Below are 23,516 nucleotides of genomic sequence, written 5' to 3'. Positions count from 1 at the left end.
GGTGAAACAAGTGGAAATAAAGGTTCTTAAAACATTCGTAGCAGTCGCAACTTATCGTAGCTTTTCTGGTGCTGCTCGAGCCCTGCATACCGTTCAACCAGCAGTAAGTCGGCAAATATCAGAGTTAGAGAATGAATTAGGGGTAAAACTGTTCTGGCGAAACACACGAGAAGTAAAACTTACCTCAGCAGGAGATGCATTGCTCGTCGAAAGCAACCGTTTAATCGCCCTGCAACAAAGCGCCATCGAAAAAGTTCGTAGAGTGGCCAAAGGTGAAACAGGCCAGCTTCGCATAGGTTATATCAGCTCAGCTTGCTCAAATTTTTTGCCTGATTTAGTCAGGCAATACAGTGTTGCGCATCCAAACGTACAGGTGTCTTTATTTGATTTAACGGTTCAAGGTCAGCAGCAAGCATTTGAAAATAATGACATTGATATCGCCTTAACACGTCCAATTTTGGATGACGTTGAACCAATTGGGTTAAAAACAGAGTTAATTTACAACGACGAGCTAGTGTTGGTGCTTCCCCAAGACCACCACCTTGCTAATGTGCCAAGCATCGCATTAAACGTAATGCGTGATAGCCCGTTTATTATATTTAAGCGCGAAGAAGCAGTGGGTTTATATGAACAAACCTTAAGCGCGTTTCAAGCAGCAGGCGTGACACCATTGATTTCCAGCCAACCGCGTTCAATGCAAACATTATTAGTTGAGGTGGGTGCCGGTTTAGGGATAGGTATTGCACCACATTGTATAAAGCGCTTGGTCAGCAATACCTGTGCCTTTGTCAAAATCAATGATGTCAGTGTTTCAATTCCGTTGGTAGCTCAATATAAACACTCACCAATGAGCCCAACGGTGTCAAGTTTTGTCACCTTGTTAGCTGAGCATAACACTGAAATACAAGCCCGAATGTCAGTGGCTTGAATGTAAGTTTGTATCCATATTTTGCGTGTTTGTGCACTGCCATTACGCTAAGAACGCTATAAACTTATTTAAAACGTTCATTCGAGAATAAGTTCATGAAGCGAGTGCATTTTAATTCTATAAGTGAGTATTACCAGTACGCGGGAAAGCCTGCGCCAGAGCATCCGCTGTTTTCGATTACTGAAACAAAAACTCATGCCACCAATGATACAAGCTGCCAACAGCAATCTAGTGCCATCAGCAGTGATTTGTATTTAATTTCACTTAAAAAAGTAACCTCAGGTGAAATATTTTATGGCAAAACCAAATACGACTGCAGTAGTGGAACAATGTTGTTCATGGCACCTAATCAAGTCTTTAGCGCCCAAGGCGTGACTATTGAGCCGACCGGAAAAACTCTCTTAATTCATCCTGATTTCATACGCGGGCACAAGATTTTCGAACGCATCAAATCTTATTCATTTTTCGGCTATGCGGTGAATGAAGCACTACATTTATCCCCCAGTGAAGAGCTGGTGCTAGAGCAGATTGTTAATACCATCCACAATGAATATCAGCAGCGATACGACGACTTTAGCCGAGAAATTATTCTCGCTCAGTTATCAGCATTACTGCACTATGCTGAGCGCTTTTATCGTCGCCAGTTCCTATTAAGAAGCGAATCTCACTCATCAACCTTCCAACGATTCGCAAGCGCCTTAGATATTCTGTGTAGCGACCCAAATCACACTCATATGCCGACGATTACGGAGATAGCGCAAAGTATGCAAATGAGCCAACGCTATCTTAGTGACGCCCTAAAAGTAGAAACCGGTAAAACAGCCAAAGAATGCATGCAACTTAGATTGATCGAGCGTTCAAAAGATTTGTTGATAGGTACCGACCAGAGCATAGCTACGATCGCCTATTCGTTGGGGTTTGAGTACCCACAATATTTCGCGCGGCTGTTTAAAAAGAAAGTCGGCCAAACTCCATCACAATACCGTGCAGCACAACTTCAACATTAGTAGCAACAAAACACGGTTATCATTCCCACCTTAGTTTTAAGGAAATTATCATGCAAAAAGTCATATTAGTTACCGGCACATCTAGCGGCTTAGGTATCGACATAGCCATACAGCTGGCTGCTCAAGGTCATAAAATATTTGCCACTATGCGCAACACTGATAAGAAAACCGCTCTGCTTGAAGCAGCTGAAAAAGCGCAAGTGAGCTTATCGATTAAACAACTCGACGTGCAAAACACAGACAGTGTTCAGCGCTGTGTCGAGCAGATTATCGAACAAGAAGGACGGATAGACGTGCTGGTCAATAACGCCGGGGCAGGGTTTGTAAGAACAACAGAACAAGCCACAGAAGAAGAAATTGAATGGGTGATGGATGTGAACTTCAAAGGCGTTGTGCGCTGCATCAAAGCTGTGTTACCACACATGCGTCAAGCGCGCAGCGGGCACGTGATTAATATATCTTCTGTTGGTGGCTTAATAGGCCAACCATTCAATGAATTTTACTGTGCTGCTAAATTTGCTGTGGAAGGTTATGTTGAGTCCGTTTCTACCTATATCACTGCTAATTTCGGCATTAACTTTACTAATGTGGAGCCTGGCGGTATTCGCTCTGAATTTGCTAATAATGCATTGGCTCAATTCCAAGGTGGCGGTGGCATGAAGGAGGATGAATATCGTCCTATTCTAGAAAAATACATCGCTGGGGCGGGCAGCCGCACTGAAGGGGTTTATCAAACCTCCGCTGAGGTTGCCAAGGTCGTTACAGACTGTGTTAACCAACCGCATCCCCCGATAAGAATGCGTACTTCCCCTTGGGCTGAACAGTTTTGCTTGTTGAAGACCGAGCGTGACCCGAGCGGTTTAAAGCAACAACAGCAAGTGTTAAAAACTATGCTGTAACCTGTACAGCTTGCTGTGTTCTCACGAGTAAGAGGGAAAGCTCACAAAGGAGTGACGGCCACTTTCCCCTAACTCCTTTTTCTGCAGTGCTCCCGTTCATGCTGCATTAGGCCACGGCGACTTGGATCACACTTGCTCAAGTTAAACTTTAGCAATATGCACTACCAGCCAGCTCATATATTTCAATAGGGTTTTGTGTTTCATGTGAAACAGCCAAAATATAAGGAGTGACAATGGCTGGCCGGCATAAGCGACACATACAAGGGTGAAATCATCATTAAATCCTAGCTTGGCGTTTTCTTATCAGTACTTTTAACAACCTATCTGCATATATAATCAGCATTTTCACTAACACTGCGGTTCTATTCTCCCCTGAAGTAACCTAGTATGCCGGCCTCGCGGTATAACCTGCGGGCTCCCTAGCCAACTGTAGTGTTGTTGCAGGGGTTATATGAGCTTATCGACTGTCAAAAAATTTAACAGAAACTGTAAAAAAGCTCGTCATCTTATTTTAATGCTTTGATTTTTATAATTTTTTATTTTCTGGCTTGCTATATGCTTTTATTAATTTAGAGATGTAGTACTGAGTATATTCCAACTTTGTATACGAATTTAGGGTGGGTTTGCTAAACGGTATACATGATTTAATTGATAAATAACTAACTGGTTTAGATGCACAGATGTCTTGTTTAACACGAAAATTACAGCAACAACTTACGCGTTATATTCAGCGTAATAGCAACGCACTGACCGCTAACAATGCAGAGCAGATTCGCGATGTTTTAGTCAGCAAAGGGGTGTGCCCTTCAGATGTTACTACCGATCAGGTAAAGGTAATACTGCAGGATGTGCGTAGCAGCTAAATAGCGATGGACTCATTGAAGTAACGATTGAAATCTAGCTTGAACTCACTAGCGAGAACGGCTTTTTCGACTCGGTATTGGGAATGCAGCAAGTCAATCTCCGCAGGTTGAAGGTAATGCGCACTGCGAACAGAGTAAAATACCTTTACCAATGGCTTTAATGGGTGGTTCTCGTTTTGCTTAATCACTACGGCAATTTTCTCGCTGGACAGTTTAACCAGACTACCGACTGGATAAACACCAATGCACTTGATAAATTGCTCCACTAAGTCCTGATCGTACTTGATTGGCGCTTCTGCATGTAAAATTTTGAGTGCTTTTTGTGATGGCATACCAGCCTTGTAACAGCGATCTGCAGTGATTGCGTCATAGGTATCGACTATCGCAATCATACGTCCAAAATGGCTAATTTCATCGCCGCGCGCACCATCTGGGTAACCGTACCCATCGAGTCGCTCATGATGCTGAGAAATTGTATTGATCATACGCTGCGGTATGCCCATATCTTCTAAAATCCGCACGCCGTAATATACATGATCACGCATTACCACCATTTCTTGGTCGGTTAAACGGCCAGGCTTATGCAGGATCTCATCGGGCACTTTAATCTTACCAATGTCATGCAGAAATCCAGAAAGCGCCAACTCCTGCACGTCACTCTCAGACATGCCTAAATAGGTTGCAAAATTAGCCAGTAAAATAGCCACGTTCAGCGAATGCTCCAGTAAGTAACTGTCTTTCTCGCGAATTTTAGTCATGCACAGCAAGGCATTCGGGTTACGATCAATTGACGAGACTAAATTAGTGGTGAATTCTTTTGGTATGGCAATATCAATAGGTAAGCCTTTACCCACTGACTGCAACATTCTTCGTTGCAGCACTTTGCCTTTTTCGTGCAATTTCGCCGCTTTGCCTATTTCATCAGCAAAAGAAACGTCAACCTCTTGAGGTTCTTGTTCTTCTACTGGGCTAGGCTCTTCTTCCTTCTCGATTTGCTTACTCAAATCTATTACCAAAGCAACAATACCTTGCTTTTTCATAGTCGTAATAGCGGCGTTAGTGGTTACTCTCCCTCTGCTTTTAATCTTTAGGTTGCCGTTTTGCTCAGCAATTGAATCGACATACATGCCGACTTTCAATTCGTCTACCGGGATAGTTTTCAACACTAAAAATATATTCCAATCAGTGAAACACGAGGGATGTGAGAAAAATAAACGATTTTGCAAATTAGCGCAAACCTAACCGAACGCCACACATTGCTCATCAAGCCTTTAAAAACCGCTTTCTTTTTTATTTTCGCCCTAAATTTCCAGCGCTTTTAGTAATTACGTCACCCTTAAAATGACGAAATTCGCTCAAAAATAACGTTTCACGAAAAAAAACAAATTAATAACAATTTTTGTTAATAACAAGTTAATTATAGCCGATTGACATATAGTTAATGTGACTTTAACGTAATGTTGCGTTTACATCTTGTTGTTGGTTCAAGTTACCCGAGACACCAAGGTCAGCGCCTCTTTTGATGATTACAAATCAGGATCACAAGGTACACGTTATGAACACACACAAAAAGTTTAACAAGTCGGTGTTAGCAAGCAGTGTTTCACTGCTACTTAGCAGCGCCGCTATTACCCCCGTAATAGCACAAGAACAAACAGCGCAAGAAGATGTAGAAGTCATACAAGTCTCAGGTATTCGCGGCAGCTTACTGCGTGCAATGGACATTAAACGCGACTCCACCGGCATAGTGGATGCCATTTCAGCAGAAGATATGGGGAAGTTCCCCGATACAAACTTAGCTGAATCATTACAGCGTATTACCGGTGTATCGATTGATCGCGCCAGTGGTGAGGGCTCGCAGGTTACTGTACGTGGCTTTGGCGCAGCCAATAACTTAATTACCCTGAACGGTCGCCAGTTGCCGACCACAACCGGCAGCAGAACATTCGACTTCGCAAACTTAGCCTCTGAAAGTGTATCAGGCGTTGAAGTTTATAAAACCGCTGATGCCAGCGTTACCTCAGGTGGTATAGGCGCAACAATCAACTTATCTACCCACAGACCATTTCAGTCTCCTGGAACAAAGGCGACTTTTGGGGCTAAATTAGTGGACGATAAGTCTACAGAAAAAGGTGATGTCACGCCCGAGATCAGCGGTTTATATTCACAAACCTTTGCTGACGAAACCTTCGGTATTTCAATATCTGGTAGTTATCAAGAACGCGAAAGCGGCATGCAGCAGTTTTTAGCAGACCAAGGTTATCGCGCAAGTGACTATACGAATACAGGCTGGGGCGGTGTACCCGCTGGTGAAGAGGGCGGTATCAATCGGCCTACATCAGGTATTTATTCTAATCCACAGCAACCTAGGTATGTATTTGAAGAGCGCCAGCGCGAACGAACCAATGGACAGCTGGTTCTGCAATTTAGACCAACAGATAACCTGACTGCCACCCTAGATTACACCTTAATCCGCAACAATATAGAAGAGCAACATACTGATGCTTCTGTGTGGTTTACCTATTCAGGGGATCGCAGCGAGTCGGTATGGGCCGGTGAACCTAACGCAGTGCCATTAATTTACTCAGAGATATACCAAATCAACAGTGACGCTGATTTGCAGGATACCTCTTTAACCGTAGGGGCTTGGGGGCGCGAAGAGAGCATTGATTCTATTGGCCTGAATTTAGACTGGCAGGTCAATGACGATTTACAGTTTGCCCTAGATCACCATAGTTCAGAAGCCGAAATGAAGGCGTCGGACCCGCGCCATGGTACGCGCAACAATCTACAGTTACCTTCTTATACGCGAACACGCACAGGCTTAGACTTAACGGGTGATTTACCCGGTATTGCCACAGGTAATATTGAGAACTTTAATCCTAACACCATGCGCTTGTCGGGCAGTTGGTTTGCTAACGATTTTTACACCTCTGAAATTGACCAGACCCAAGTCACCGGTAAATATCACTACAACGATGAAGCCAGTATCGATTTTGGTGTTTCAATAAATACGGTTAATAACCGCTACCGGCATACTCAAGTACAAAGAGCGGACTGGGCCGGCGTCGGGGTTGAAGGTGATTTTGCCGATGTTAACTGGACCGAAGACACCATTCTAGACAAGTTCGACGCCGATGCAGGTAACTTCGAAGGTACCCCCACTCAGGGCGACTATGATCTGTTTAACCGTATCTGGTTCGCTGATTTTGATGAGATAGTGAGGGCTGCTGAATTTGCCGACCCGGTTGCAAATGTAGATACGGTTTGGGGTGATTGTTTAGCACCTGAGGGCGCATCTGCGGGGCCAAATGGAGAGGGACACTTTTGTGCTTCAACCGACTGGGACGCTGATACTAACCGTTTCACCGAAGAAGAAACGACCGCCGCATTCGTGCAGTTACACTACGAAGGTGAGTTAGGTGATATGCCATACGATGCTCACTTGGGCATGCGTTATGAAAGAACCGATGTTACCTCAACCGCATCGGCTCCCGGCTATAGCCGTGTTGAATGGTCAGAAGATACGTCAACCGCTGTCACCGGTGTTACTGGGGTAGAGACGTTAAGCCAAGAGGCTGATTATTCTCAATTTTTACCGAGTTTCAACTTTAATATTTCCGTAACAGATGACGTCATTTTACGCGCAGCTGTGGGGAAAACTATCTCACGAGCTGGCTATGGTGAGTTACAGGGCGGCACAACTATCAATACATCAGGTAGCTTGAGTGGCTATTCGGGAAATTCAGGTAACCCAGGCTTGCGTCCATTAGAATCTGTGAATTATGACCTTTCTGCCGAGTGGTATTACGATGAAGGGAGTTACGTCTCTCTTGGCTATTTCAGGAAAGACGTCACTAATTGGATAACCACAGGCACAGTTGATTCAACCATATTTAATCTTGCTAACCCACTGGACGGAGAGAAGTTTGATGCTGCCGTCGCCGCATTAGGCGCAGGTGCGAGTAACCAAGAACTTCGAGCTTACATCTTCGAAAACTTCGCAGATGATCCGAATGTTACCCCTAACTTCGATGAGAATGGGCAATTAGATGGCGGCACAATACTAGGCGACCCAGCGACAGATAACCTCGTTAACTTCAGAATTAACGTACCTGTCAATGGCGACACTGAGCACACAATAGATGGGATAGAGTTTAACGTTCAACATCTGTTTGGTGAGTCTGGTTTTGGGGGTATTGCCAACTACACCATGGTGGACTCAGGTTTAGAATACGATAAGTCTTCACTGAGTGATACCGAAGCACTCGTCGGTTTAAGTGACACAGCTAACTTAGTCTTGTTCTACGACAAAGATGGTTTACAGGCTCGAGTAGCTTACAACTGGCGTGATGAGTATTTAAATGAGCGCCGGGTAAACGGTGATTTAACCGCGCCTATTTTTACCGACGCTTATTATCAAATTGACTTTAACATCAGTTATGAGGTTAAGCAGCTTGAAGGACTGACCGTTTTCGTTGAAGGTATTAACATTACTGACGAATATACAAATGAATTTGGTCGTGATAACCGTTTAATCTATAAGTTAACTCAAACAGGTGCGCGTTATAACGTAGGAGCGAGGTATACGTTTTAACGCCACACTCTGTTTATAAAAATAAAAAGGTAGCCACAGACTTATGCTTAACATAAGTCCTGTGGCTTTTGTGCAGTGTCACTAACGAGTACTAGTTGAGTACAGATAAGAACAACTAGTGATATGCATAACAATAACGAATGGGACGTTTATGGCAAACCATGTATTACTGAACAGTGTTGAGCATAGTGATCTGCGTGTTATTACTCAGCGCGGTGATAAATACGGAGACGACTTATGGTTTTCTCCAACTTTTGTAGATGAGATACGCAGCGTGCAAGCGCATTACCCAATTGTATTTCACAAAGACCAAACCACAGCTCAATTTACACCTGTGGCCCTTTTTGGCTTCGAACAGCAAGAAAATCTATTTCTGCAGGCAAACGAATGGAACGCCTCGTATATTCCACTTTCTGTGCAACGCATGCCTTTTTTCATTGGCAGACAAGCAGTAACAACAGATGGCATGACCGAGCAACAACGCGTGATTACCTTGGATATTGACTCGCCGAAAGTGAGTAAAACACAAGGTATTGAGTTGTTCTTGGAATACGGCGGTAACAGCCAATATTTAGAAAATATCGCGGCGATCCTCGAGACACTGCATCATGGCCTACAGGCTAACGACGCTTTTATAAACACCTTAGTTACACTTAATCTACTCGAGTCAATGACTCTTGATATCACTTTGAATGACGGCAGCAAACATCAGTTGATTGGTTTTTACACCATAAACGAGGACGTTCTAAATAACCTTACACCTGACAATATAGTGCAGCTCCATAACGCTGGTTACCTGCAAGCTGTTTATCTTATACTCGCCTCACAGGTTCATTTTAACGATCTGGTAGCGCTAAAAAATAAGCGAGTCGCGCCAGAGGAATAACCTGTGAACACTGACGTGCCCTTATCGAACGCGAAACAGACTGCTCAAGAGGTAAAATACCTCGAGGGTATTAGCCCTAAAAATATCCCTTCGGTGTTGCTCAACAGCCATGAACCCATTGTTCTCAGAGGATATTGTAACCACTGGCCGTTAGTAAAAGCGGCTAAACAGTCTGATGAGGCTGCCAAGCAATATCTGCTGCAGTTCGATGAAGGAGCAAATTTTCATACACATTATTTGCCAAGTGCTGCGCAAGGGCGGGTGTTTTACAACCAGGATATGACAGGTTTTAATTTTGCATCCAAGCAGCAAAAACTGCCTAAGTTACTGAATGATATTCTGCAAACTGCCCAGAGCAAAACGGGTGAATGCGTGTATGTCAGTGCCACCAGCCTTGCCCAAAGTTTACCAAGCTTACTCAAGCAAATTGAAACACTGCCCGATATTACCTCACCGTTGGTCAATATTTGGCTGGGTAATGCTAGTCGTATAGCAGCACACTATGATTTTGCGCAAAATTTTGCCTGTTGTGTGGTCGGCAAACGACGTTTCACTTTATTTCCCCCTGAGCAGTTAAAGAACCTCTATGTGGGCCCTCTAGACAAAGCGCCTGGCGGGCAAGAAATTAGTACCGTCGACGTTGCCAATCCTGATCTTGCCGAGCATCCAAAGTATTCTGAGGCGCTAGAAGCAGCTCAAGTTGCAGAGCTAGAACCAGGTGATGCTCTTATTCTGCCCAGTATGTGGTGGCACCATGTACAAGGATTAAGTGCTTTCAACGTGCTTATTACCCACTGGTGGCGTGATAGCCCTGCTCAGATGGGGCGTCCAATGAATGCCTTGTTACTGGCAATGATGAGTGTACGAGACTTACCAACACACCAGCGAGATGCTTGGAAAAACCTATTTGATCATTACGTGTTTGCACATCAGCCAGAAAATTTCTCACATATACCAGAAGCGGCCAAAAGTATACTGGCAAGCCCTATGGACGACATCAGCCTAAGAAAGCTGCGTGCAGAACTGCAAAACAAACTCAGACGATAACGAACGACAAAAGAACGAAGTATTTATCTTATGCAAAAAGATTCAATCAAACATATTGTTATCGCTGGTGGCGGAACCGCTGGCTGGATGACCGCGGCGGCCCTTGGTAAGCTATTTGGCGCGAACATCAAAGTGACACTCATAGAATCTGACACGATCCCAACGGTAGGCGTTGGGGAAGCAACTATCCCCACATTGCACCTGTTTCACGACCTACTAAAAATCAAAGAGTCCGAGTTTATGACTGCCACCAATGCCACATTCAAACTGGGCATAAAGTTCGAGGATTGGTATCAACGAAATCAGTCGTATATACACTCGTTTGGCCGTTTTGACCATGGGTGCTGGGCGGCTGGCTTTCAGCATTTTTGGCTGCGAGGAAGACAGTTAGATATTGCTTCTGAGATAGGAGACTACTGCCCCGAGCATCTTGCTTGCAGAATGGGTAAGTTCGCCACGGCACCAAAACAAGAGCGCAATCACGCCTTTCACTTAGATGCAGGGTTATACGCCAAGTTTTTACGCGATTTTGCCGAGCAATATGGGGTCAGGCGCATTGAAGGTAAAATTGATAACGTAAACCTTAATCATAACAACGGCTTTATTCAATCACTCAGTTTAGAAAGTGGACAACGTGTTGAAGGGCAATTATTTATTGATTGCACTGGGTTTCGTGGTTTATTGATTGAGCAAGCTTTGCACACCGGCTATGAAGACTGGAGTCATTGGTTACCTTGCGACAGTGCTGTCGCAGTACAAACTGAATTGAACGAGTCAAATGTGCCCTACACTCGGTCAATTGCCCATGATGCAGGCTGGCAATGGCAGATTCCGCTGCAAACCCGTGTGGGTAATGGCTTGGTTTTCTGCAGTAAATACATCAGCGATGATGAAGCAAAAACCCAGTTGCTGGACAACATTCGGGGTAAGACCTTAAACACCCCTCGTGTACTGAAATTTAAAACAGGCGTGAGACGCAAACTTTGGAATAAAAACTGCGTCGCCATTGGGTTGGCTGGTGGCTTTATAGAGCCACTTGAGTCCACCAGCATTCACTTAATTCAACAAAGCATAATCCGTTTGATGCAGTCGTTACCGTCTGCTCATATGGAATCTCCAATCATCGATAAATTTAACGCTACCATGCGCAATGAGATAGATAATATTCGCGATTTTATTATCTTGCATTACCATGCCACCGCCCGCAAAGACTCGGCGTTTTGGCGCTACTGCAAAGACATGCCTATTCCAACTTCGTTAGATGAGCGCATGGAGCAATTTGCCCACAGTGCTCACGTCCACCAAGGAAACGGGGAATTATTCGGCGAAGCATCGTGGTTACAAGTGATGCTCGGGCAGGGCATAACGCCGAAGGCGTATCACCCAATCGTCGATTTAATGCCAGTGCAGGAATTAGCCAGTTTTTTGGATAACGTAAAGCAACAAACGGCACGCCGAGTCAGCAGCTTACCGAACCATTTAGCGTTTATTCGTTACTATTGTAAACGTGCCGCAGTTTAATCGTGGCATACATTTTAGTGGTGCTAAGCAAATGACTGATTGATGCTCACTTGTGATATTAGTGACGACGCGACTCAGATAGCCGTAATGCAAGAATATTAAGAAATTCAACGTAGTAAACACTCACTTTCTTAAAGGAGCACTAAATATTAATGGTTAAGTTTCCAAAGCATTTCATCTAAGGTCGGTTTCCACTGAAATTCAGCTAACTTAACGCGATTACGCAACACAACCACGTTTTCCTCCTGAAGCAAACCCGCCTGGTTCAATGCTTGTTCTGAGCCCGCAGCAAAAGCTAATTGTCCTGATGATCGCAGCACTCGGAACCAGGGTAAGTTCATTTCTTTCGGAGCTACCCCTAGTGATTTTCCAACCAAGCGAGCTCGTCCCGGTAATCCAGCAAGATCCGCTATTTGACCATAACTAGCTACCTTGCCAGCAGGTATCGCACAAACAGTTTGCCAAATTTGGGTATAATGTGGGTTTCGAGCCATATGCATTTTTCTTTTCATCAAACTTTAAGTGTTCATTATGCAAAACTTACGATTAATACTCACTATTTCAAACTGCAAAGAACAATCAAATGTAAATAGTGACCTAGGACTACTCGGCTCAACGACATGAAAAGAGTGATATGTCATCATTGTGATTACCCACAATCAGTGTGTATTTGCGATCTATTGTGTACTGTTTGCAGCGCGCAAAAAGTCATTATTTTGCAGCACCCGAGTGAAGTGAATCACGCTAAAAATAGCGCCAAATTGATTCAGCTTTGTGTACCGAATAGCGAAATTTGGGTGGGCGAAAAGCCAGGGGATTTCAGTCAACTAATGAGTTGGATTAACGTACAACAAGAGTTAGCCTGCCTAGTGTATCCAAATGATAACAGTAAACCCTTAGAAACAACGACAAGCCGAGAGCGTAGCGCTCCACCCGCTCTTATATTGCTCGACGCCACGTGGCGCAAAGCCTATAAGCTATGGATGATGAACCCTTGGTTGCATACTCTGCCTGCTTGGCACTTTATACAGCCACCAAAAAGCCTATATAGGATACGTAAAACATCGGTAGCAGCTGGTTTATCAACATTAGAAGCGCTTGCGCATACACTACATTTTACTCAAGGTATCGACACTACGCCGTTATTGTCTACTTTTACCCAGATGCAGGACCGTGTTTTTGCCCGCCAATTAGCAAATCAGCAAGTTAACAATCAAAAATAGGAAGAAATACGCAGAATTAGCGCCTTTTTAACGGAATTTTAAGGGGAAATGTAGCAAAAAGGTAAAAACACTAACCGTACAGGCACATTGTCGGGCATAATTCACATTAGTCGTAGATTGGCGACATTAGAACGCGTATTCGCACACATGTTGCCATCACAGTTAAGCAGATCAGAGGTTAGCCTCAAGGTCTCTTTAGTATGTTGGTACTATTTTGAAAACAGCTATATTTTGTATTTTGTTGTTGTCCCTGTTCAGTTTCGATCTTAAGGCACAAGACACCTTAATTCCGCACTTTAATGCATCTGAAATTAGGCAAAATGACATTAGTCAGCAGTTAGTTTATTTAAGTATTGGTCGAGCTGAAACTCCGCATTACCGAGAACCACTACAAGAGTGGCTTGGCACTTTCGAGCAACATAATCCCAATGACCCTTTCAAAGACAGGTATGTCACTGCGTTCGAAATTTATAACGATACGCAAAATGAGCAATGGTTTATTTACCCAAGCGGCTCAGTGATCGAAACGGTTCAAGTGTCACTTTACTCTCAACATAGTCCGGTGGAGAGCTCAATATCAGGCTTAGATCATAACAATATTTACCCCTTACATTACGGTAGTAAACTCAGTATTCCTGCCGGAGAAACCGCCACCTTACTCATGGTGTTTGATAGTGATTTCTTCTTTGCCCCTATAAAAATCGTGCTTGAAACCGAAGAGCATATGCTGACATCAGTAGCGAATCACAATGTTATCCTTTTTATCTGCTTTGGCATTTATTTGGCGCTAGGCTTATATAATCTATTTATATACATAGTGATGCGCGACACCCAATATCTGTTTTACGCACTTTCCACTCTTTTTTACGCCAGCGCATGGGCAGCTATCTTTGGTGTATTTGAGTATTTGAACTTATTCAGTGCTAAAGATTGGCTCATGCCCGGATTCCTACTAGGGTGCGCATTCTCCGCCTTTTTCCAAATAGAGTTTTTCAGGCTAAATCTTACGGCAAAACGGACCATGCTCTTTCTTTTGGCGCTAGGGTGTTTGTGTTTACTCGCTTTACCAATTGCGTTTTATAACCAAGCCCTTGGCTTGATTATCGTGTCTATTTTGACCACAGCAGTGCTATTGACTGGATTATCAGTTGGTCTGGTGGCATGGAAAAGAGGCTATAAACCTGCTCGTTATTTTGTCATCGCTTCGTTATGTGTGATTATCCCAAATGTGGTTGGAAACTTACTTAACCTTCGAGTGTTGCCAAGCATAAATGTTGATATTTATTTACTTGGTTTTATCGGTATTGCCGCAGATACGCTTATTCTCGCCTTTGCTTTGGCAGAAAAAATGCGTTTGGTAAACTTGCGCAACAGCCAACTAAAATCCCAGTTAAAACAAACTGTAGAATTTCGCACCCAAGCGCTACGCGAAGCAAACCAAAAGCTTGCCCAATCTAACCAAGAACTTATTGAAGCGAATTTAGCAAAAGATCATTTCCTGGCCAATATGAGTCATGAAATTCGTACACCGCTAACTTCTATCATTGGATACGCAGATGGCATGTTACTTGGCGACATTGATAAAACCGAGCAGGAGCGCGTCACCAGTATCATTTACCAAAATGGTGCCCATTTACTACGTATCATCAACGATATACTTGATTTAAGTAAGATCGATGCGAATAAGCTGGACTTCAAATCACAGCCTTGCCACTTATTTTCTTTGCTTGGTCAAATTGAGTCGGTTGTGGGCAAACGCGCAAAAGATAAAGGGTTGGGGTTCCATGTAAATTACGACTTTCCGCTGCCGGAAAAAATCATCACTGATGCGACTAGACTAAAACAGATTCTGTTCAATCTAACTAATAACGCCCTTAAGTTTACCCACAGTGGTCATATATGCCTAGATGTAAAGGCCGCAGGCTCAACCTTAACCATCAATGTAGTGGATACTGGGGAGGGGATAAGTCAAAACGACATGCAGAAGCTATTTAATCCTTTTACCCAAGCAGATAGTGTAATCAATCGCCAAGTGGGGGGCACAGGTTTAGGTTTAAGTATTGCGAAGCGCTTAGCACAAGGACTTGGAGGCGACATTAATGCTAAAAGCCAACCGCGCAAAGGCAGCACGTTTACTATCACGATTAAGCTTGATACCCCTACGGATGTTGCTTGGTTAAACACCGCTCAAGAAATTGATTTATCGAGTATTCACCAAATAACTCACGAATCTCATGTACCTAAATTTGGTGCTTGCAAGGTGCTACTGGCAGACGACCACCCGAATAACCGAGAGCTTGTTGCTTTGCTACTGAAGCGTATGAATATTACGGTAACCGAGGTTGCCGACGGCCACCAAGCGATAGACGCTATACGGGCTAGTCAGTTCGATTTATTGCTATTAGATATTCACATGCCAGGGTTAAACGGTGTAGATACCCTTAGAAATATTCGAAAATCGGGTAATAAAACCCCGGCTATTGCCTTAACAGCCAACACCATGCAACACGAAATAGATTACTACCTTCGCATCGGATTTAGCGACCACTTAGCCAAACCTATTGAACGAGATGTATTTATTCGTAAAGTACGACAATACCTTAACCTATCAGCCAAACAAGTATCGGTTGCTGATGACAAGATGCTGCCGCTGATCCAAGGTTATATAGTCGATTTACGAGATGAGTTGGCTAATATTGAACAAGCATGGAACGTACGGGATTTACCAGCAATCGCCAAATCTATTCACCGTATTAAAGGTGCCGCTGGGTCGTTTGGGTTAGCCAATGTGGGCAAGGTCTTTGGTCGACTTGAACGAGCAGCATTGAACGACGATGAAGCCGGTTTAGAAAATTCAATTGCTCAGGTTTTACGCTTTGCACACATGTGTATAGATTTACCAGGCGTAGATGTAGCGCAAGCCATCGTCAACGCTAAATACGAGCTAGACGAGTATCTCAACAAACTGCCACAAACTATTTTGCAATGTGAAAGTGCGATAGACGAATTAAGCCAATACGCGCAAAAGGGCGATCATATCGCAACCGCTGACGCCCTAAACCAAGCAAAACAACTATTCGACAACAATGCATTCACTAGAGCAAGTAACTTACTTAGTGATTTAGCGCCTCAAAGCGCGCATACACAGCAAAACGCCGATACTTTCAATGGTGTGTTGGCTTCAGTAAGAAATACGCTACAGAGTCTTTCAGAGGCGCTAAAACATAATCATATAAAGCGATAGAAACCCTTTATACCATTCCACGTTAATAAGTGATGACTCAGCGAGAGTTTAAAAGGGCTTAAACAAGGCGCATGACTGAATGAATAGTTGTTCTCTTTCGAAGTCATGCAACGCAGTGTAAGCCCTTTTAAAACTCGCCTACAAGGAATGCCCCAGCGGCTTTTGCTCTGCGTTCTCACTATTTGAAAGGGAACAACCATTACTACATACGACGCCTTAATCAAAAACCGCTGGACCCATTCTGAGGCGGTCACTTATTAATGCGGATTGGTATTACGCAATTCTTGAACGTGCAGATACAAAAAACCCGGCTTATAGCCGGGTTTCACATGAAACATTTCTATTCCAATTATTTGCGTAGCTTCTGAATCAAACGTAACTGCGCGATGGTTTCGGCAAGCTCTGCAGCTGCTTCTGCATACTCGAAATCAGAACTAGGATTTGCAATATTGTCCTCAAGACGTTTTTTCGCCTCTAGAACTGCTTGTTCATCTAAGTCGCTGGCTCGAAGCGCAGTGTCCGCAAGTACTGATATATGACCGGGCTGTACTTCGAGTACACCACCAGCAACATAAATCAATTCTTCTTCGCCGAACTGCTTAACCACATTAACCATTCCAGCTTTTATAGTAGTCAGCAAAGGAGCATGACCGTACTGAACACCAAGTTCACCTTCACTGCCGGTTACTTGAATACTCTGTACTAATCCAGAAAAAATACTATCTTCTGCGCTTACTACATCCAGTTGAATTGTCATTGCCATGTACCCTCCTATCAAAAAAAGTTAAACGTATCCGAAGATACGCTTACATTTTTTTGGCTTTCTCAGATGCTTCTTCGATTGAACCAACCATGTAGAAAGCTTGTTCAGGAAGGTCGTCAAACTCGCCTTCAAGAATGCCTTTAAAGCCGCTGATGGTATCTTTCAATGATACGTACTTACCAGGTGAACCGGTGAATACTTCAGCAACGAAGAAAGGCTGTGACAAGAAACGCTGAATTTTACGAGCACGTGATACAGACAATTTATCTTCTTCAGATAGCTCATCCATGCCCAAAATAGCGATGATGTCTTTAAGCTCTTTATAACGTTGAAGAACTGATTGAACGCCACGTGCAGTTTCATAGTGCTCTTGACCGATAACAAGCGGATCAAGTTGACGTGAAGTTGAATCAAGTGGATCAACAGCAGGGTAGATACCCAAAGAGGCGATGTCACGTGACAATACAACCGTCGCATCTAAGTGAGCGAACGTTGTAGCAGGTGATGGATCCGTCAAATCATCCGCAGGTACGTATACCGCTTGAATTGACGTGATTGAACCAGTCTTAGTAGATGCGATACGCTCTTGAAGCACACCCATCTCTTCAGCCAACGTAGGCTGATAACCTACCGCAGATGGCATACGACCTAACAATGCAGATACTTCAGTACCAGCAAGTGTATAACGGTATATGTTATCTACGAAGAAAAGCACGTCACGACCTTCGTCACGGAATTTCTCAGCCATGGTTAAACCAGTTAACGCCACGCGTAAACGGTTTCCGGGAGGCTCGTTCATTTGGCCGTAAACTAGCGATACTTTATCAAGTACGTTAGATTCGTTCATTTCATGATAGAAATCGTTACCTTCACGAGTACGCTCACCAACACCAGCGAATACAGAGTAACCACTGTGCTCGATTGCGATGTTACGGATAAGCTCCATCATGTTTACGGTTTTACCTACACCGGCACCACCGAATAAGCCAACTTTACCACCTTTAGCAAACGGACATACCAAGTCGATAACTTTGATGCCTGTTTCAAGTAGTTCAACTGAACTTGATTGATCTTCATAAGTAGGCGCTTCACGGTGAATAGACATACGCTCTTCTTCACCAATAGGGCCTGCTTCGTCGATTGGGTTACCCAATACATCCATGATACGGCCAAGAGTAGCCTTACCAACTGGAACCTGAATAGCTTCACCAGTATTTTCTACTGCTAAACCACGGCGCAAGCCATCAGTCGTACCCAATGCGATTGTACGCACTACGCCACCACCAAGTTGTTGCTGCACTTCTAGGGTCAAACCTTGCAGATCACCTTCAGTGATACGCAATGCGTCATATATTTTTGGAACCGAATCTTGTGGAAATTCAATATCCACAACGGCGCCAATGATTTGGACGACCTTACCTTGACTCATGTTAATTCCTCTTAAATTCTAAAACCTTTGCCTACACCGCAGCCGCGCCGCTTACAATCTCACTGATCTCTTGTGTGATTGCCGCTTGACGTGCCTTGTTGTATATCAGTTGTAAGTCATCAATTAAGTCACCTGCGTTATCTGTGGCCGCTTTCATCGCGACCATACGAGCAGCTTGCTCGGACGCAGCGTTTTCAACTACGCCTTGATATACTTGAGACTCGATGTAACGAACCAATAACGTATCCAAAATAGGTTTTGGATCAGGTTCGTAGATATAGTCCCAACGGTGCTTTAATGCTTTATCTTCAGATTTAGGCAAAGGTAACAATTGATCGATCAGTGGCTCTTGAGCCATGGTGTTAACAAACTTGTTAAACACCAAATACAGGCGGTCGATTTTACCTTCGTTGAAGGCGTTGAGCATAATACGCACTAAACCAATGACGTCTTTTACACTTGGTGCATCACCAAGGCCTGATTCAGCAGCTAACATATTGCCGCCGAAACGATTAAAGAACGCACAAGATTTAGAACCTAAAGCTGCAAAATCAACTTCTACACCTTGTTCTTGCCATTTCTTCGCATCTTTAGTGACCTTTTTAAATTCGTTGGTGTTCAATCCACCACACAAACCACGGTCAGTTGAGATAACGATATAGCCGACACGCTTTACTTCACGGTCTTCTAAATAAGGATGGCGATATTCAAGGTTAGCGTTAGCCAGGTGACCGATCACGTTTCGAATATTCTCAGCGTATGGACGACTTGCAGTCATACGGTCTTGCGCCTTTTTCATTTTAGACGCAGCAACCATCTCCATTGCACTGGTGATTTTCTGAGTATTTTTAATACTCCCGATCTTACCTTTTATCTCTTTACCGCTAGCCATAAATCTATCTCCGATTATTCAACGAATGCACTGCCGTTAAGGCAGTGCCATTGATTACCAAGTTTGTGTTGCTTTAAATTTCTCTAAAGCTTCAGCTAACGTGGCTTCAATTTCACCGTTGAAGTTACCTGTATCATTGATAGTTTTAATCAGCTCAGCGTACTCGCTGTTCATGTACGAGTGCAACGCGGCTTCAAAATCTAGGATTTTGTCTAGCTCAACGTCTTTCAAGTAGCCTTTTTCAACAGCGAACAATGAAACAGACATATCAGCCACTGAAAGTGGTGCATATTGGTTCTGCTTCATTAATTCCATAACACGCTCACCATGCTCTAATTGAGCACGAGTCGCTTCGTCAAGGTCAGATGCAAATTGAGAGAAAGCTGCCAATTCACGGTACTGAGCAAGCGCTAGACGGATACCACCACCTAACTTCTTAACGATTTTAGTCTGGGCTGCACCACCAACACGAGATACTGAAATACCAGCGTTAACCGCAGGACGAATACCTGAGTTAAACAAGTCAGTTTCTAAGAAAATCTGACCATCGGTAATTGAGATTACGTTAGTAGGTACGAATGCTGATACGTCACCAGCTTGAGTTTCAATAATTGGCAATGCAGTCAAAGAGCCTGTTTTACCTTTTACTTCACCCTTGGTGAAATTCTCTACGTAGTTTTCGTTAACACGTGCCGCACGCTCTAGAAGACGCGAGTGCAAATAGAAAACGTCACCAGGATATGCTTCACGACCCGGCGGACGACGTAGTAATAGTGAAATTTGACGATAAGCAACAGCTTGCTTAGATAGGTCATCGTATACGATCAACGCATCTTCACCGCGGTCACGGAAGTATTCACCCATAGTACAACCTGAATAAGGAGCAAGGTATTGCAATGCTGCTGATTCAGAAGCTGATGCTGCAACTACAATAGTGTGAGCCATTGCGCCGTGCTCTTCGAGCTTACGTACTACGTTAGCAATTGTTGAAGCCTTTTGGCCAACCGCTACGTAAACACATTTAACGCCAGAATCTTTCTGGTTAATGATCGCATCAATGGCCAAAGCAGTTTTACCTGTTTGACGGTCACCGATAACCAATTCACGTTGTCCACGACCAACTGGGATCATGGCATCAACTGATTTATAACCAGTTTGAATAGGCTGATCAACCGACTGACGTTCAATTACGCCAGGGGCAATTTTTTCTACAGGCTCAAAACCATCAGCGTCAATTGCACCTTTACCATCGATCGGTGCACCAAGCGTGTTAACAACACGACCTAGCAAACCACGACCAACTGGTACTTCAAGGATACGACCTGATGAAGTTACCTTTGCGCCTTCCTGAAGGTCAGCGTAAGGGCCCATAACAACCGCACCAACAGAGTCACGCTCTAGGTTCAATGCGATAGCGTAGCGATTACCAGGAAGCTCAATCATTTCACCTTGCATTACATCTGCAAGGCCATGAATACGGATAATACCGTCAGTTACACCAACGATAGTTCCTTCGTTACGAGCTTCACTTACTACTTCAAACTGTTCAATTCGCTGTTTGATCAGTTCTGCAATTTCAGTGGAATTCAGTTGCATGCTCTTTTCCCCGTTATGCTTGTAACGCGTCTGTGAGACGGTTTAATTTACTTTTAACCGAGCCATCAATCACTGTATCACCGGCTTTGATTTTAACTCCGGCGATCAGGGTAGGGTCGACGCTACAATTCAGCTTAACTTTTCGTGCAAGACGCTTTTCAAGAGCCCCACTGATTTCAGCCTGTTGTTTTTCATTAAGTTCGGTAGCAGAAATAACATCTGCTTCGATCTCTTTGTCGAATTCAGTTTTAAATTCGTTAAACAACTCTGATATTTCAGGAAGTGCTTGAAGACGTTTATTTTCAGCCAAAACCTTAATTAGGTTCTGACCATGTTGGTCAAGTTGTTCACCACAGATTTGGTTAAAAACTTCCGCTAGGGTGTCAGGCGCAACGGCCCCAGACATTAAATTTTTGATGTCTGGATTTTTTGCTACTTCACCTGCGAAAACCAGCATTTCCTGCCAGCCTGCGATAATTTTCTGCTCAACCGCATAATCGAACGCAGCTTTTGCGTAAGGGCGAGCAATCGTTGTCAATTCAGACATAGCTCAAATTCCCCTTATAGCTCGGCGACAAGTTTTTCAACTATGTCACTTTGCGCTGCAGCATCAATTTGACGCTCAAGAATTTTCTCAGCACCGGCAACAGCTAACACTGCGACTTGCTTACGCAAATCTTCTTTTGCACGGTTACGCTCAGCTTCGATTTCAGCATGACCTTGAGCAATGATATTCTCACGCTCTTGGTGGGCACGTTGCGTTTCTTCATCAACAATTTGAGAACCACGCTTCTTAGCCTGCTCGATAATTCCAGCTGCTTGAGTTTTCGCCTCTTTCAACTGCTCTGTCGCTTTCGCTTGAGCAAGTTCTAGATCTTTTTCACCGCGTTCAGACGCAGCAAGACCATCAGCAATTTTCTTTTGACGTTCTTCAATAGCGCCCATAATTGGGGGCCATACAAACTTCATGCAGAACCACACGAAGAATATAAATGCTATTAGTTCGCCAAATAGAGTGGCATTGATATTCAAAACCGCTCCTCCTATATTCGTTATTGTCTAGTTAGGTGCTTAAACAGCAAACTTCGCGCTTTCAACGAACAATAAGAAAAGAGCGATTGCAACACCGATCATTGCGATTGCATCGATAAGACCAGCAACAATGAACATTTTAACTTGTAGTTGAGGAGCTAGCTCAGGTTGACGAGCAGCTGACTCAAGAAATTTACCACCTAGAAGACCGAAACCGATCGCTGGGCCCAATGCACATAGTCCTATCAAAATACCAACCGCGATATAAAGATTTCCTAAGATTTCCATAGATTTTCACCTTTGTGTTTAAGTTAATGTTAAAAAAATAAAACGTTGTAAAACTAGTGTTCTTCACTCGCTAGGCTTAAGTACACGATGGTCAACATCATGAAAATAAACGCCTGTAATGGAATAACTAACAAGTGAAATGCAGCCCACAAGAAGTGAATTGGCAATTGCCATACACCTATCGTTCCTGCAATAAGAATAAAGATAAGCTCGCCGGCATATAAGTTACCGAACAAACGTAGTGATAATGACAACGGCTTGGCAACCAAAGACACCAACTCAAGAATAAAGTTGAACCAGTATAACCAAGGCGTATTAAAAGGATGAGCATAAAGCTCTTTCATGAAACCGCCGAAACCTTTGATTTTTACCGAGTAAAAGATCATCAACGCAAACACACCAAGCGATAGGGCAAAGGTCATGTTTACATCAGTTGTCGGTACTACTTTCATATAAGTATGTGACTGCCCCGCAGCGATGACATCCATTGACTCACCTGCAATTAATGCAGCAGCCGTCGGTAGGAAATCGACTGGAATTAAATCCATCAAGTTCATCAGTAATACCCATACGAAAATGGTTAATGCTAAAGGAGCAATTAACGCACTCTTACCGTGATAGGTACTTTTTACTGTGTCATCAACAAATTCAACAATAAGTTCTACACAAGCTTGCCATTTGCCTGGCACGCCTGCACTTGCTTTTTTCGCGACCGCGCGAAAGCTCAATATAAATACTAATCCGAGTACCACAGACCACGCTAATGTATCGACGTGAAAGGTCCAGAAACCTTCGCCGACCGCTGCATTGGTCAAATGGTGCTGAATATAACCACTAATGGTTTGTTCGCCAGCAGATCCTGCCATTTTGCCACCCAAGTATGTAAAGTTAAAAAATCTGTATTGGTCTCGTTACTGTTTAACGCGACCTAAAAAAATTATTACTGGCCATTGACTGACTAATGTCACAACGTAACTCAACATCAACGGCAAAGGCTGTAGCCCTTTCCATTGATATGCCACGATAAATAATACGATTGTGGCGAAGAATTTGAGTTTTGAGCCTTTATTAAATTGCTGAACAACCAGTTTGTTCTTACTCGCACCGGCATATTTAAACGCAAAGTAGGCAAAAATGACGTTTGGGAGTAAACATATTACTCCACCAAACAGGGATGATATTGCCGAGTTTTGTCCATAAATTACCGCAAAAAATACACTTAGGGCGATGATAATAGTCATTTGGCAATAAAAAATATTTTTCGCCAACGCTCGACCAGGTGCGGTTAAACTCGCTATCAA

At 43.6% G+C, this 23,516-nt stretch carries 21 protein-coding genes; 10 read left to right on the top strand and 11 right to left on the bottom strand.

The features are described from left to right. Positions 1-10 precede the first annotated feature (10 nt). The 4 genes from GCHA_RS08570 to GCHA_RS08555 all read left to right on the top strand — a co-directional run bounded on the left by GCHA_RS08570 (position 11) and on the right by GCHA_RS08555 (position 3,697). Complete coding sequence (locus tag GCHA_RS08570; protein WP_007987135.1) at positions 11-928, top strand: LysR family transcriptional regulator; 918 nt, start codon at positions 11-13, stop codon at positions 926-928. A gap of 95 nt (positions 929-1,023) precedes the next feature. Then, positions 1,024-1,935 carry a helix-turn-helix domain-containing protein gene (locus GCHA_RS08565; RefSeq protein WP_007987133.1) on the top strand — a complete coding sequence of 304 codons (912 nt, stop codon included), beginning with the start codon at positions 1,024-1,026 and terminating at the stop codon, positions 1,933-1,935. A gap of 50 nt (positions 1,936-1,985) precedes the next feature. Then, positions 1,986-2,834, top strand: coding sequence for an SDR family oxidoreductase (locus tag GCHA_RS08560; RefSeq protein ID WP_007987131.1), 849 nt, complete (start codon positions 1,986-1,988; stop codon positions 2,832-2,834). A 680-nt stretch (positions 2,835-3,514) separates the two neighbouring features. After that, positions 3,515-3,697 (top strand): hypothetical protein, encoded by a 183-nt coding sequence (locus tag GCHA_RS08555; protein WP_007987129.1) that lies wholly within the window; start codon positions 3,515-3,517, stop codon positions 3,695-3,697. Here the strand turns inward: GCHA_RS08555 and GCHA_RS08550 are convergent. Continuing rightward, positions 3,694-4,863, bottom strand: coding sequence for a cyclic di-GMP phosphodiesterase (locus GCHA_RS08550; RefSeq protein ID WP_039992263.1), 1,170 nt, complete (start codon positions 4,861-4,863; stop codon positions 3,694-3,696). The two genes, GCHA_RS08555 and GCHA_RS08550, sit on opposite strands and share 4 nt — an antisense overlap. A 389-nt stretch (positions 4,864-5,252) precedes the next feature. Between GCHA_RS08550 and GCHA_RS08545 the strand changes: the two genes are divergently transcribed. The 4 genes from GCHA_RS08545 (at position 5,253) to GCHA_RS08530 (ending at position 11,748) form a co-directional block, all read left to right on the top strand. Then, a complete protein-coding gene (locus GCHA_RS08545) occupies positions 5,253-8,294 on the top strand; it encodes a TonB-dependent receptor (RefSeq protein WP_007987127.1) in 3,042 nt (1,013 codons plus the stop codon). A gap of 151 nt (positions 8,295-8,445) precedes the next feature. Continuing rightward, positions 8,446-9,180: a SapC family protein gene (locus tag GCHA_RS08540; RefSeq protein WP_007987126.1), complete on the top strand. Its 735-nt coding sequence runs from the start codon at positions 8,446-8,448 to the stop codon at positions 9,178-9,180. A gap of 3 nt (positions 9,181-9,183) precedes the next feature. After that, positions 9,184-10,227 carry a cupin-like domain-containing protein gene (locus GCHA_RS08535; protein WP_007987125.1) on the top strand — a complete coding sequence of 348 codons (1,044 nt, stop codon included), beginning with the start codon at positions 9,184-9,186 and terminating at the stop codon, positions 10,225-10,227. A 30-nt stretch (positions 10,228-10,257) separates the two neighbouring features. Further along, complete coding sequence (locus tag GCHA_RS08530; RefSeq protein ID WP_007987124.1) at positions 10,258-11,748, top strand: tryptophan halogenase family protein; 1,491 nt, start codon at positions 10,258-10,260, stop codon at positions 11,746-11,748. A gap of 149 nt (positions 11,749-11,897) precedes the next feature. Here GCHA_RS08530 and GCHA_RS08525 read toward each other — a convergent pair whose 3' ends face one another. Beyond that, positions 11,898-12,242, bottom strand: a complete 345-nt coding sequence (locus tag GCHA_RS08525) for an MGMT family protein (protein ID WP_007987123.1) — start codon at positions 12,240-12,242, stop codon at positions 11,898-11,900. Between the two features lie 126 nt (positions 12,243-12,368). On the opposite strand from GCHA_RS08525, the gene GCHA_RS08520 reads away from it, so the two are divergent. Next, positions 12,369-12,971: a tRNA-uridine aminocarboxypropyltransferase gene (locus GCHA_RS08520; protein ID WP_007987122.1), complete on the top strand. Its 603-nt coding sequence runs from the start codon at positions 12,369-12,371 to the stop codon at positions 12,969-12,971. A gap of 214 nt (positions 12,972-13,185) precedes the next feature. Continuing rightward, the gene (locus GCHA_RS08515) at positions 13,186-16,215 is read left to right on the top strand and encodes an ATP-binding protein (protein WP_007987121.1); all 3,030 of its coding nucleotides are present in this window, start codon (positions 13,186-13,188) and stop codon (positions 16,213-16,215) included. A 349-nt stretch (positions 16,216-16,564) separates the two neighbouring features. Here GCHA_RS08515 and GCHA_RS08510 read toward each other — a convergent pair whose 3' ends face one another. From GCHA_RS08510 to GCHA_RS08470, 9 genes are read right to left on the bottom strand one after another with little or no spacing between them, the layout of a single operon-like run. Further along, positions 16,565-16,978 carry a F0F1 ATP synthase subunit epsilon gene (locus tag GCHA_RS08510; protein ID WP_007987120.1) on the bottom strand — a complete coding sequence of 138 codons (414 nt, stop codon included), beginning with the start codon at positions 16,976-16,978 and terminating at the stop codon, positions 16,565-16,567. 43 nt (positions 16,979-17,021) lie between these two features. Beyond that, positions 17,022-18,407, bottom strand: coding sequence for a F0F1 ATP synthase subunit beta (gene atpD, locus GCHA_RS08505; RefSeq protein ID WP_007987119.1), 1,386 nt, complete (start codon positions 18,405-18,407; stop codon positions 17,022-17,024). Positions 18,408-18,438: 31 nt separating this feature from the next. Next, positions 18,439-19,299 carry a F0F1 ATP synthase subunit gamma gene (gene atpG / locus GCHA_RS08500; RefSeq protein WP_006994922.1) on the bottom strand — a complete coding sequence of 287 codons (861 nt, stop codon included), beginning with the start codon at positions 19,297-19,299 and terminating at the stop codon, positions 18,439-18,441. Between the two features lie 54 nt (positions 19,300-19,353). Next, positions 19,354-20,895, bottom strand: coding sequence for a F0F1 ATP synthase subunit alpha (gene atpA, locus GCHA_RS08495; RefSeq protein WP_007987117.1), 1,542 nt, complete (start codon positions 20,893-20,895; stop codon positions 19,354-19,356). Positions 20,896-20,908: 13 nt separating this feature from the next. After that, positions 20,909-21,442, bottom strand: coding sequence for a F0F1 ATP synthase subunit delta (atpH, locus tag GCHA_RS08490; protein ID WP_007987115.1), 534 nt, complete (start codon positions 21,440-21,442; stop codon positions 20,909-20,911). Positions 21,443-21,456: 14 nt separating this feature from the next. Next, positions 21,457-21,927 (bottom strand): F0F1 ATP synthase subunit B, encoded by a 471-nt coding sequence (gene atpF / locus GCHA_RS08485; RefSeq protein ID WP_007987114.1) that lies wholly within the window; start codon positions 21,925-21,927, stop codon positions 21,457-21,459. Between the two features lie 39 nt (positions 21,928-21,966). After that, on the bottom strand, positions 21,967-22,215 hold the full coding sequence (gene atpE, locus GCHA_RS08480; RefSeq protein WP_006994918.1) for a F0F1 ATP synthase subunit C: 249 nt from the start codon (positions 22,213-22,215) through the stop codon (positions 21,967-21,969). 53 nt (positions 22,216-22,268) lie between these two features. Further along, entirely contained in the window at positions 22,269-23,081 is an 813-nt protein-coding gene (gene atpB / locus GCHA_RS08475; RefSeq protein ID WP_007987111.1) for a F0F1 ATP synthase subunit A, read from the bottom strand. 45 nt (positions 23,082-23,126) lie between these two features. Beyond that, positions 23,127-23,516, bottom strand: a complete 390-nt coding sequence (locus GCHA_RS08470; protein WP_007987108.1) for an ATP synthase subunit I — start codon at positions 23,514-23,516, stop codon at positions 23,127-23,129.

Source organism: Paraglaciecola chathamensis S18K6 (assembly GCA_000314955.1).
In the GTDB taxonomy this organism is placed as follows: Bacteria; Pseudomonadota; Gammaproteobacteria; order Enterobacterales; family Alteromonadaceae; genus Paraglaciecola; species Paraglaciecola chathamensis.
Note: the sequence above shows the minus strand (reverse complement) of the source record. Positions and strands in the feature narration are given on the sequence as shown.

What these genes read in the sequence shown, in the direction of transcription:
- GCHA_RS08565 (WP_007987133.1), top strand. Translation starts at nt 1,024, where the DNA reads ATGAAGCGAGTGCATTTTAATTCTATAAGTGAGTATTACCAGTACGCG.
- GCHA_RS08560 (WP_007987131.1), top strand. Translation starts at nt 1,986, where the DNA reads ATGCAAAAAGTCATATTAGTTACCGGCACATCTAGCGGCTTAGGTATC.
- GCHA_RS08555 (WP_007987129.1), top strand. Translation starts at nt 3,515, where the DNA reads ATGTCTTGTTTAACACGAAAATTACAGCAACAACTTACGCGTTATATT.
- GCHA_RS08545 (WP_007987127.1), top strand. Translation starts at nt 5,253, where the DNA reads ATGAACACACACAAAAAGTTTAACAAGTCGGTGTTAGCAAGCAGTGTT.
- GCHA_RS08540 (WP_007987126.1), top strand. Translation starts at nt 8,446, where the DNA reads ATGGCAAACCATGTATTACTGAACAGTGTTGAGCATAGTGATCTGCGT.
- GCHA_RS08530 (WP_007987124.1), top strand. Translation starts at nt 10,258, where the DNA reads ATGCAAAAAGATTCAATCAAACATATTGTTATCGCTGGTGGCGGAACC.
- GCHA_RS08525 (WP_007987123.1), bottom strand. Translation starts at nt 12,242, where the DNA reads ATGGCTCGAAACCCACATTATACCCAAATTTGGCAAACTGTTTGTGCG.
- GCHA_RS08520 (WP_007987122.1), top strand. Translation starts at nt 12,369, where the DNA reads ATGAAAAGAGTGATATGTCATCATTGTGATTACCCACAATCAGTGTGT.
- GCHA_RS08510 (WP_007987120.1), bottom strand. Translation starts at nt 16,978, where the DNA reads ATGGCAATGACAATTCAACTGGATGTAGTAAGCGCAGAAGATAGTATT.
- atpD (WP_007987119.1), bottom strand. Translation starts at nt 18,407, where the DNA reads ATGAGTCAAGGTAAGGTCGTCCAAATCATTGGCGCCGTTGTGGATATT.
- atpG (WP_006994922.1), bottom strand. Translation starts at nt 19,299, where the DNA reads ATGGCTAGCGGTAAAGAGATAAAAGGTAAGATCGGGAGTATTAAAAAT.
- atpA (WP_007987117.1), bottom strand. Translation starts at nt 20,895, where the DNA reads ATGCAACTGAATTCCACTGAAATTGCAGAACTGATCAAACAGCGAATT.
- atpH (WP_007987115.1), bottom strand. Translation starts at nt 21,442, where the DNA reads ATGTCTGAATTGACAACGATTGCTCGCCCTTACGCAAAAGCTGCGTTC.
- atpE (WP_006994918.1), bottom strand. Translation starts at nt 22,215, where the DNA reads ATGGAAATCTTAGGAAATCTTTATATCGCGGTTGGTATTTTGATAGGA.
- atpB (WP_007987111.1), bottom strand. Translation starts at nt 23,081, where the DNA reads ATGGCAGGATCTGCTGGCGAACAAACCATTAGTGGTTATATTCAGCAC.